The sequence below is a fragment of the Aeromonas sp. QDB39 genome (assembly GCF_027707585.1).
Taxonomy (GTDB): Bacteria; Pseudomonadota; Gammaproteobacteria; order Enterobacterales; family Aeromonadaceae; genus Aeromonas; species Aeromonas hydrophila.
Genome location: NZ_JAPCIV010000073.1, coordinates 1 through 8,745, shown reverse-complemented (window position 1 = coordinate 8,745; position 8,745 = coordinate 1). Strand labels below are relative to the sequence as shown.

8 protein-coding genes are annotated in these 8,745 nt (G+C 53.5%); 4 read left to right on the top strand and 4 right to left on the bottom strand.

What is annotated here, in order from left to right; translation table 11 throughout:
• The first annotated feature begins 351 nt into the window (after positions 1–351).
• Positions 352–594 carry a DUF3297 family protein gene (locus PG899_RS23250; RefSeq protein ID WP_005302916.1) on the top strand — a complete coding sequence of 81 codons (243 nt, stop codon included), beginning with the start codon at positions 352–354 and terminating at the stop codon, positions 592–594.
• A gap of 197 nt (positions 595–791) precedes the next feature.
• Complete coding sequence (locus PG899_RS23245) at positions 792–1,334, top strand: beta/gamma crystallin-related protein (RefSeq protein ID WP_016351390.1); 543 nt, start codon at positions 792–794, stop codon at positions 1,332–1,334.
• A gap of 69 nt (positions 1,335–1,403) precedes the next feature.
• On the opposite strand, the gene PG899_RS23240 is transcribed toward PG899_RS23245, so the two are convergent.
• Together PG899_RS23240 and PG899_RS23235 are read right to left on the bottom strand one after the other, a co-directional pair.
• Entirely contained in the window at positions 1,404–1,847 is a 444-nt protein-coding gene (locus PG899_RS23240; RefSeq protein ID WP_045789374.1) for an inhibitor of vertebrate lysozyme family protein, read from the bottom strand.
• A gap of 181 nt (positions 1,848–2,028) precedes the next feature.
• Positions 2,029–3,240 (bottom strand): NupC/NupG family nucleoside CNT transporter, encoded by a 1,212-nt coding sequence (locus PG899_RS23235; RefSeq protein ID WP_016351392.1) that lies wholly within the window; start codon positions 3,238–3,240, stop codon positions 2,029–2,031.
• Positions 3,241–3,722: 482 nt separating this feature from the next.
• Between PG899_RS23235 and PG899_RS23230 the strand changes: the two genes are divergently transcribed.
• On the top strand, positions 3,723–4,877 hold the full coding sequence (locus PG899_RS23230) for an ElyC/SanA/YdcF family protein (RefSeq protein ID WP_172401205.1): 1,155 nt from the start codon (positions 3,723–3,725) through the stop codon (positions 4,875–4,877).
• A gap of 192 nt (positions 4,878–5,069) precedes the next feature.
• Here the strand turns inward: PG899_RS23230 and cas5e are convergent, their stop codons facing one another.
• The gene (gene cas5e, locus PG899_RS23225) at positions 5,070–5,336 is read right to left on the bottom strand and encodes a type I-E CRISPR-associated protein Cas5/CasD (RefSeq protein WP_016351394.1); all 267 of its coding nucleotides are present in this window, start codon (positions 5,334–5,336) and stop codon (positions 5,070–5,072) included.
• Between the two features lie 877 nt (positions 5,337–6,213).
• The gene (locus tag PG899_RS23220) at positions 6,214–7,713 is read right to left on the bottom strand and encodes a histone-like nucleoid structuring protein (protein ID WP_134984319.1); all 1,500 of its coding nucleotides are present in this window, start codon (positions 7,711–7,713) and stop codon (positions 6,214–6,216) included.
• Positions 7,714–8,136: 423 nt separating this feature from the next.
• Here PG899_RS23220 and PG899_RS23215 point away from each other — a divergent pair, with 423 nt between their 5' ends.
• Entirely contained in the window at positions 8,137–8,340 is a 204-nt protein-coding gene (locus PG899_RS23215) for a helix-turn-helix transcriptional regulator (RefSeq protein ID WP_016351396.1), read from the top strand.
• The last annotated feature ends 405 nt before the right edge of the window (positions 8,341–8,745 follow it).

The window sequence follows — 8,745 nt, the reverse complement described above, 5'->3', positions numbered from 1 at the left end:
GCAAAGTAAAATGGAGGGTTTTCTTGCCGCCAAGGATCTGATGGCGCAGGGGATCAAGATCTGATCAAGAGACAGGTCCTCGCCCAAGGGAAGAATCGTAGCGGTTTAGTCTGGTTTTTCATTTCATTGTTTTTAGGTCCTGTTACAACCTTGATATTGGCTTTGGTGCCGAAGCTACCTGAATATAAGTAAAAACATGGCAACCCCCGTCTTTCGGCGCCGGTTATAGCCGCTGCCAGGGCAGCAACTGTAGCCGGACCTTGTCCACCCGCATGGGACGCAGGCCAGCCTTGAGCCCATGGCGGGCATTGCCTACAATGACCCACTTTTTATCACACTCAGGTAAATAAAATGAGCGACAACAAACCTGCCCTGCCCGACCGCCTGGCGGCCAACCCGCGCAGCCCGCACCATGTGGCGGAGTGCTTCCAGCACGAGATCGGCATTCGCGTGAACGGCAAGGAGCGCACCAATGTCGAGGAGTACTGCATCAGCGAAGGTTGGGTGAAGATCCCCTCCCCCAAGGCCAAGGATCGCTATGGCAACCCCATGCTGATCACCGTCAAGGGCACCGTCGAGGCCTTCTACGCCTAAGCCGCCCTGACCGCGCGCCCCGCTGGGCCCGCCGCCATGCTGTTCAGAACACCGGCCTTGTGCCGGTGTTCTGCTTTGGGCCTTTCATCTTGACGCCTGTAGTGGGCAAGGAGTGTCGCAGCGGACGCCTCCCCCACTTGCATCAGGCCGGCGTCTCGGCAATCCTTGCCGCCCCTTGAACTGGCAAGATCTCATCCATGAACAAGCTGTTTGTCCTGCTGGCGCTGTTGACCCTGAGCACAGCGGTCCGCGCCGATATCCTTATCAATCCCCAGATCGTGGTGAACGACCAGAGCCAGGGTGGCGGGCGTATCCACGTCTGTACCCTGACCCCTTTCAACAGCGTCTATGCCGATGCGGGGCGTAGCGAATGGCTGGCGCGCCAGAAGGTGAGCCGCCGCTGCCAACAGGGCCAAGGCAACAACAGCCTGTTTTGCGAGGCGGCCAAGGCGAGCTGCCTGACAACTCGATTGGACGAGGGTGACGACGCCGGCACCCTGCTGGTATTTGACGGTTCCCACCAGAGTGGCGACTCCCTGCGCATCGACCGGGATATTGCGGATCTCGGTCGCTACGGCTTTGCCAACCGCATCTCCTCCTTCACCGTGCCGGCTGGCTGGGTGGTGCGCTTTTTCGAGGAGACCGACTTTCGCGGCGGCTACTACACCCGCAAGGGGGGCGAGCAGGAGGCGACCGACTTCAACAATCGCATCCGCTCGGTGCGGATCCTGAGCCGCTAGCGCCTTGCCCCATCACCTCTTCGCCATAAAAAAACCTCTGCCCAGGCAGAGGTTTTTGCTTTTCGAGGCTTACTGCCAGTTGGGGTCGGCTTCAACCTGCTTCATCAGGGCAGCCTGCATCCCCTTGTCAGGCTGGCCGAGCCAGGTGTAGCGGGCAAACTTCGACGGGGTTTCGCGGGCAGCATCGCTATCTGGCAGGTCGATCAGCACGCCCCACACCCGCTTGGCCTTGGCATCCACCAGCAGCTGCATGTAGTGGCTGGCGCAGTCGTGGGGTTTGCAGACCGAGCCGCTCTGATAGGGGGTGCCGGCCACGGCTTCGAGCGGGGAGCTGGTGCCATTGCCGCTGCGCACCCACTTGGGCAGGTTCTTGATGCCCTGAGTCGCCTTGGCCCAGGGGGCCTTGAAGTCCGCCGACAGCAGCAGATCCGAGGTATAGGTGGCGGCGGCAAACGCCGGCGCGTCGCCGACCAGCAGCAGGGAGAGCGCCAATGCGCGCGAGAAACGGGTCATGGTGTGATTCCTTGTTATATGAATGCCTGAACGGGCGCGGACGGGCCGCGCGCTATCACGCTACCGCCTGTGCCCGCCCCTGTCGAGCCCAGGCCGTACCGAGGCGTCAGTGGCTGGCGCCAGATGGACGCCCCCCCGCCGCGCCAGTGGCGAGACGGGGTGTGCATGGGGCAAAGGTCGCTTAGCCGAGGGAGGCGAACAGCCCCGCCAGGGTGGCGCTCATCAGGTTGGCCAGGGTCGCCGCCAGCACCGCCTTGAAGCCGAGGCTCGCCACGTCGTGGCGGCGCTCCGGCGCCATGGTGCCGATGGAGCCAAGTTGCACCGCAATGGAGCCCAGGTTGGCAAAACCGCACAGCGCGAAGGTGATGATGATCTGGGTGTGGGCGCTGAGATCCTGCTTGATGTTGGCAAAGTCCAGGTAGGCGACGAACTCGTTCATGATCACCTTCTGGCCAATCAAGGAGCCTGCCGCCATCATCTCGCTGGCCGGCACGCCGATGAGCCAGGCCACCGGCGCAAACAGATAGCCCAGCAGCTGCTGCAGGGAGAGATCGGCCCAGCCAAACCACTCGCCCACCGTGGTGAGACCGGCGTTGATCATGGTGATGACGCTGACAAAGGCCAGCAGAATGGTGCCGATGGCCACCGCGATCTTCATGCCGCTCATGGCGCCGCCTGCCAGGGCGTCGATGGCGTTGCTGTAGTCGCTCTTGTCGAGGGTGATCTCGGCCTGCTCGCGTACCTGCTGCTGCTCCGGCACCAAGAGTTTCGCCATCAAGAGGCCCCCCGGCGCCGCCATAAAGGAGGCTGCGATGAGATATTTCAGATCCACACCCAGTCCGGCGTAACCACCGAGCACCGAACCCGCCACCGAGGCCATGCCGCAGGTCATCACCGCAAACAGCTCGGAGCGGGTCATGCCCGCCAGGAAGGGGCGAATAAGCAGCGGCGACTCCCCTTGCGAGAGGAAGATGTTGCCGGTGGCCACCAGGGACTCGGCGCGGCTGGTGCCGAGCAGGCGGTGAATGCCGCCCCCCAGCACCCGGATCACCCACTGCATGATGCCGAAGTGATAGAGCACGGCGATCAACGCGCTGATGAAGATCACCAGCGGCAGCACCCGCACGGCGAAGATGAAGCCGTTGCTGGCCAGATCGCCAAACACGAAGCGGATGCCGCTGTCGGCAAAGCCGAGCAGGGCGGAGACGCCGTTGCTCATGGCGCCAAGCATGATTTGACCGGGGGGGAAGTAGAGCACCAGGGCGGCAAAGCCGGTTTGCAGGGCGAGGGCCCCGAGCACGGTCCGCCAGCGGATGGCACGGCGGTTTTCACTGGCCAGCCAGGCGATAAACATCAGGGCCAGCATACCGACCAGACTCAATAACAGCGTCATCTTGCACCTATGAAGAGAGAAGTTTCATACGGCAAGTCTGCAGACAGGCATCGCAGGGAGCGGGCGGGAGAGGTGCCGACCCCGCGACACGCAGACCACAAACCTACAGGTTAGTGGCGGGTCCCATCCTGGGGTCATTCACGTTCCGGGTGACGGCGAGTATCGGGTGACGCCAGCGCCGTCGCAGGGGGAGCTGCGGCCGGGTGGCAGGTCGGGCGGCGATGGTACAGTGATCGCCGTCACAGAAAAAGCGGTAAAACGATTGGCCCCGCCAACTTTTTCACGGCAGCGCTGAGCTTTACCCAAAACGCGGCAGGATTGCGCCACAACTGAGCAAACCCACAGGAAAGCACTCCTTGCAACCTCCGGATGCGGCAGGCGCCGCCCCCTTCCCCGGATAACCGAAGCGGTTCACGTTTTTTCACGCCACGACGCGGTACACTGACCAATCACCAAGTTTATGTTTTTATTGAAAAAGCCCCATGGTCCTGGAATGGCCTGGTGCCATCAACCTTCGGTGGAACACCATCATGATGAAAAGAACCGCGATTGCCCTGACGCTGGCCGGCCTGCTGACACTGCCTGCCGTGCTCCCTTCCGCAGCCTGGGCTGCCCCGGTACGCTCCCTGCAAAAGGAGCAGAATTACGACCAGTACATCAGCAAGCGCCAGGTGGTGGATCAGCTGCTGGCGGATGCCTGGCAGATCTTCAAATCCCCCGCCCGCATCTCCACCGCCGGCTTCACCGCCAAGATGCCGAGCAACATGGAGCAGGTGACCGAGCTGCTGCTAGAGGCCTACCAGCTCGAGCCCTATCGCACCGACCTGCTCATCTCGGCGGCCAACGCCCAGATATACAACGGCAACGTGGACAAGGCCATCGGCCTGTTCGAGCAGGCCCTCAGCACCGCGCCCGATGACCTCGACCTGCTGACCTACCTCGCCACCTGGCAGACCTTCAAGCACAACGAGGCTGCCGCCAAGGGGTATCAGAGCAAGCTGGCGACCCTCAATCCCGGCCGCGCCGCCGATCTGCAGCGCATCTTTGACACGGTCGACCGCGTCGTCGCCACCCCGCTCAAGGAGCAAGGGGAGCGCTCACCCAAGCCGGGCAACCGGGCCATCGTCACCCTGGGTTATGCCCTCAATCCCGACGGCTCCATGCACGACATCCTGCTGGGCCGGCTGGAAACCACCCGGGCGCTGGCCAAGGCCAATCCGGCGGCCCTCATCATCCTGACCGGCGGCGTGCCACAGAACCGTCAGACCGAGGGCAAGCTGATGGCGGACTGGCTGGTGAAAAAGGGGATCGATCGCTCCCGCATCATCGAGGAGAACTACGCCACCAGCACGGTGGAGAACGCCCTCTACAGCGGCTATGCCCTCGCCCGCCACCAGATCGAGTACGCCACCCTGGTGAGCTCCGCCAGCCATGTGCGCCGGGGCCAGACCCTGCTGGAGATCGCCTGCTGGCAGAGCGGGCCGGCCGGGATCCGGATAGATAGCGTCAGCTATCCCGACAAGCCGCTCTCCGAGCTTGCCAAGGTGAGCGACAGCGAGCTGCTCGGCATCTACCGCGACGCCCTGCGCACCTACGGGCTCTGGAGCTACCGCTCTGCTCCCCTGCTGGAGCGCTGATCCCGGGTGGGCCGCTCTCGCCCGGCTCGTTGCCTCTGCGATCTTTTTGCATCACAAGGCGTTATTAATAGCGCTGTCCCAATTATTTGTTGAAAGGATAACCTTGAAGTAGGTCATCACCTTGAGGGTCTCCATCATGGATACCCAAGCCTTTCAACAGCTACTGTCCCTCTTCCCATTGCTCACTTCGCGTCAGCGTCGTCTCGCGCAAAAAGGCTCGCGGGGAGCCAGCTCCCCATTCTGGTGACAACGGGCAAAGCTGTGGACCTGCATATCGAGAGCGGCAAAATGGTCGAGTAGGGATGTCTGGGGGCCACCAATCCCCAGGGCAGGGCAGACCATCCCGAGGACCCAGGACTTGGTCGGGAAGTTCAGGGTCTCACGCCGTCCAAAGCGGGAATCGTGCCCCCAGCTTTGTAGCGGCCCCTCCAGCCATAGTAGCAGGTAGGGTTGATTCATGAGTTACTCCACATGACTTTGCAGCTTAGCGATCAGGTGATCCACACATCCTCGCCCCACTCCTAATCTCTCAGCTTGCCAAACAGGCTGCCGGTGAGAGCCTCTTTCTTGGTGAGGTAGTCTTCGAGTGTCAACAGCAGTCGGATTCTGACCCATCGGTGGATCACTTTCCCACTGCTGCTAACACTATGGGAGTGGGCTGAGAAGCTAGGTCCATATTGCTACTACGGAAGTTTGGCCAAGATTCTGTTGTCGTTCGGTGCAAGAACTCAAGAAGATCGGCTATCAGCTCCCGAAGAATGGAATCTAGCCGAAGGTACATAGACAGTACCTGCATCCAAATCAAAAACAGGTAATAAAATCGTGAGACCAATACCTGATTTTATTCGGCCGACGATAGACGCCTTGCTGAAAGCAGCTGCCGCACAGTCACCCTCATACTTGCTAGGAAGCTCAAGTGACCAGAGGCTGTCAGTCAGTGGGAAAGAGGGATTTGGAAACGGATCGGGCATACTACTCCCTTGGAGCGACGGAGCTTAGCTACCCGGCTAAATGAGGCTGGGATCGCCGCTCATGTTGTGGAGCAGATATTAGGTCATGCCTTACCCGGAGGCATGGCTCACTATGTTCATACAGTTCGGTTACCGGAACAAAAAATGGCGCTGGAGTTATGGGGATGAATTTTTAAACCATCAGAAAAAACGGCTGACAATATTGTGCATCTACAAGTTGGATAGGGTTTATTAAGTCTCTAGTTTTAGACTTTGCCTATGGAGGTTACACTGAGCGTAACCTCCATTTTTATTCATGTCATACCCTCATGGAGTGTTTAAACCAGATGGCCAATTTATAGCGAATAGATCATCATCATATTGCGCTATATTTTCACTAGTGTTGATTTAATTATTTTCTGTAATGGGTTGTCAGTGCTTTTATTATTTCCACTTTTTCCAAATGAACGAAGATGTTTTTCATTAGGCTTGCGCACTATCGCATAAGCCAATATGTCCTGAATGAATAAGTCGTTTAAAGATTTAGCCAGCATGTCACGACCGCTTTTATTTTTAATTGGGAAGTTGTCTATTTCACCGCTATATTTAAAAACATCACCGTTGATTACATTGCTTCTCCACATGTTACCGATCTCTTCTACGATATCAAAGCTCTTCCCCCAGTCTGGTTTTAAAAATAAAAATAGATGAAGATAATACTTCCTTATTGAGCAATAATCGACTTTCCAAATATACCCATCCATATACTTCATAACTGGTTTTTTTGCTCCTCGCCTAAATATTGCATCTCTGCCATCAAATAGTTTTGTTAGCTTGTAATAGTATAAGGAGTTAGGGCTTTTATAGATTTCATAAATTTCTTTTTCATATTTTGAATCATATCCATCATCGAAAATGCAGTTAAATCCTAAACAGCACCTTATCACATGCGTAGAATCGCCATCGACCTTTCTATTTATGAAGTCAGTGATAGAGTTTATATTCTTTCTTACATTGAAAAGTCTTTTAGAAACCTCTTCTTTATAATGTGGAGAGTTATAGGTTGCATTGAATTTATTGATGAAAGCGGTCATCAGATCGATTGAGAAATACTCTTCAAAATCATCTCTATATGTGATGTCAATGCCATTCTCATTTACTATCTTTATGAATATAGATACAGCGGGATGCACATCAAAGTGTTCAAGATAATCCTGGTTATTGAGAATGTTATTTACGTTTGACCTCAACAAAATTCTTATTTTATTTTTTATTTCTACTTTCTGCTGAGCACTATACACAAGTGCTTTATTTAGATTAACCTCATCCTGAACGGTTAATTCTAATCGATTGTTGTTTTTAAATTGCCTCCCAATTTTAAATTGTTCATGGTAGCTATATTCCCTAACAGATGAAATAAATAACAATATATTATAAATATGTTCGAAGTTACTGTAATCTTCAGTTGCTATAATTTTTTGATAGTAAGTTACTTCGCTAGACTTATTATTTTCAATAAAATGACCGATAGGTGTGTCGTTCTCAATCTGCAATCCATTCTTACTAAGCCCTTCATGTCTAATTGCCAGATGTGGAGTCTTTCTAGTTCGCTGTGCAGCGAGGAGCCATTCTTTATCACAGTCGTATATTGAATATGGCCTTTCTGTTGTTTTTATTTTACTATTTTTATCTTTATTATTGTCGGTTTTACTTCCTCGCAAAACACGTTTGATTTTAGTTGATTGCTCCACTTTATTATCATCAGCGAACATATCATCATTTATTTTAATGTCTTCTTTTTTATGCTGTGTTGGGGGGGCGCGAAGCTCACTTTTGGCTTTTACACCAATATGATGATGTGGTCTGTATTTTTTATTTCTTGCCATATTTAACCTTCTTTATGGTGTGTTAATTCCAGCATAACTTTCAATTCTATAGATTTATGTAGCCACATCAACAAGGTTGCACTAAGGATGTGATGCAAGCATCACTTAACCTATAGTGTGGTTGCACTTAGTATATTTTGAGTTGCCCTTATCCAGGTGGAGGCTCTTCAGTTCTCTTTGCTGCGGATAGGTGAATAGCATCTATCGGTATAGCCCTAACCTAGGGGCCTGCAATTTTGCATTACCTACAATCCATGTATCAGCTGCCTGGATTGGTCACTTTATGTAGCGTTATAGCAAGCAGTTTGGATAGGAATTACAGTTCACACTCTTCTAACTTCTAAAGAGAATGATGCGATACCCTGTTTTTTTTAACTGGCGCGCTCTTCTGATGAACAACTACCTCATCATCAGGAGTACATCATGAACAACCCCATCAAAGTCCTGCGCATCAAAGATCTCACCAACAAGATTGGCATGGTCAGGTCTACTATCTATGACTGGCTTAATCCCAAGTCTCCTCGTTATGACGAGACCTTCCCTAAACCTTTCAAGATAGGGCAGTCCTTTATTGGCTGGTTTGAGCACGATGTTGATAGCTGGCTTATTGGTAGAAGCCAGTCTTGAGTGCATTTTTTCATCCCTAGTGAGCTCCATAACTTCCAGCGTTATCAATCATGCCTTGATAGGCTAATTGGTTAGGGAAATAACCATTCCTTCTTATATATGTTTTTGGGTGTTTTCGTAGGTGGGATAGGCGCATCACGTTTAGGTTTATTTATTATTTAACATCACTACCATTCAATACTATTCCTACGCTATGTACAGTCACCCATATACAACCAATAACCATTACACAACTCCCATATGGTGGTCATGCTACCACCAGCATAGGTAGCCAATACCACTCCACCAATCGCCGCTATATACACGAGTGTCTATCACACAGTGTAGGGTCTGACTCTTATACACAAATAGCGGTCTGAACGGAACTTTTCCCGTTTTCCAGGATCTGATCTTCCATGTGACTCC

What these genes read in the sequence shown, in the direction of transcription:
- PG899_RS23240 (WP_045789374.1), bottom strand. Translation starts at nt 1,847, where the DNA reads ATGACCCGTTTCTCGCGCGCATTGGCGCTCTCCCTGCTGCTGGTCGGC.
- PG899_RS23250 (WP_005302916.1), top strand. Translation starts at nt 352, where the DNA reads ATGAGCGACAACAAACCTGCCCTGCCCGACCGCCTGGCGGCCAACCCG.
- PG899_RS23235 (WP_016351392.1), bottom strand. Translation starts at nt 3,240, where the DNA reads ATGACGCTGTTATTGAGTCTGGTCGGTATGCTGGCCCTGATGTTTATC.
- PG899_RS23215 (WP_016351396.1), top strand. Translation starts at nt 8,137, where the DNA reads ATGAACAACCCCATCAAAGTCCTGCGCATCAAAGATCTCACCAACAAG.
- PG899_RS23245 (WP_016351390.1), top strand. Translation starts at nt 792, where the DNA reads ATGAACAAGCTGTTTGTCCTGCTGGCGCTGTTGACCCTGAGCACAGCG.
- PG899_RS23220 (WP_134984319.1), bottom strand. Translation starts at nt 7,713, where the DNA reads ATGGCAAGAAATAAAAAATACAGACCACATCATCATATTGGTGTAAAA.
- PG899_RS23230 (WP_172401205.1), top strand. Translation starts at nt 3,723, where the DNA reads ATGGTCCTGGAATGGCCTGGTGCCATCAACCTTCGGTGGAACACCATC.
- cas5e (WP_016351394.1), bottom strand. Translation starts at nt 5,336, where the DNA reads ATGAATCAACCCTACCTGCTACTATGGCTGGAGGGGCCGCTACAAAGC.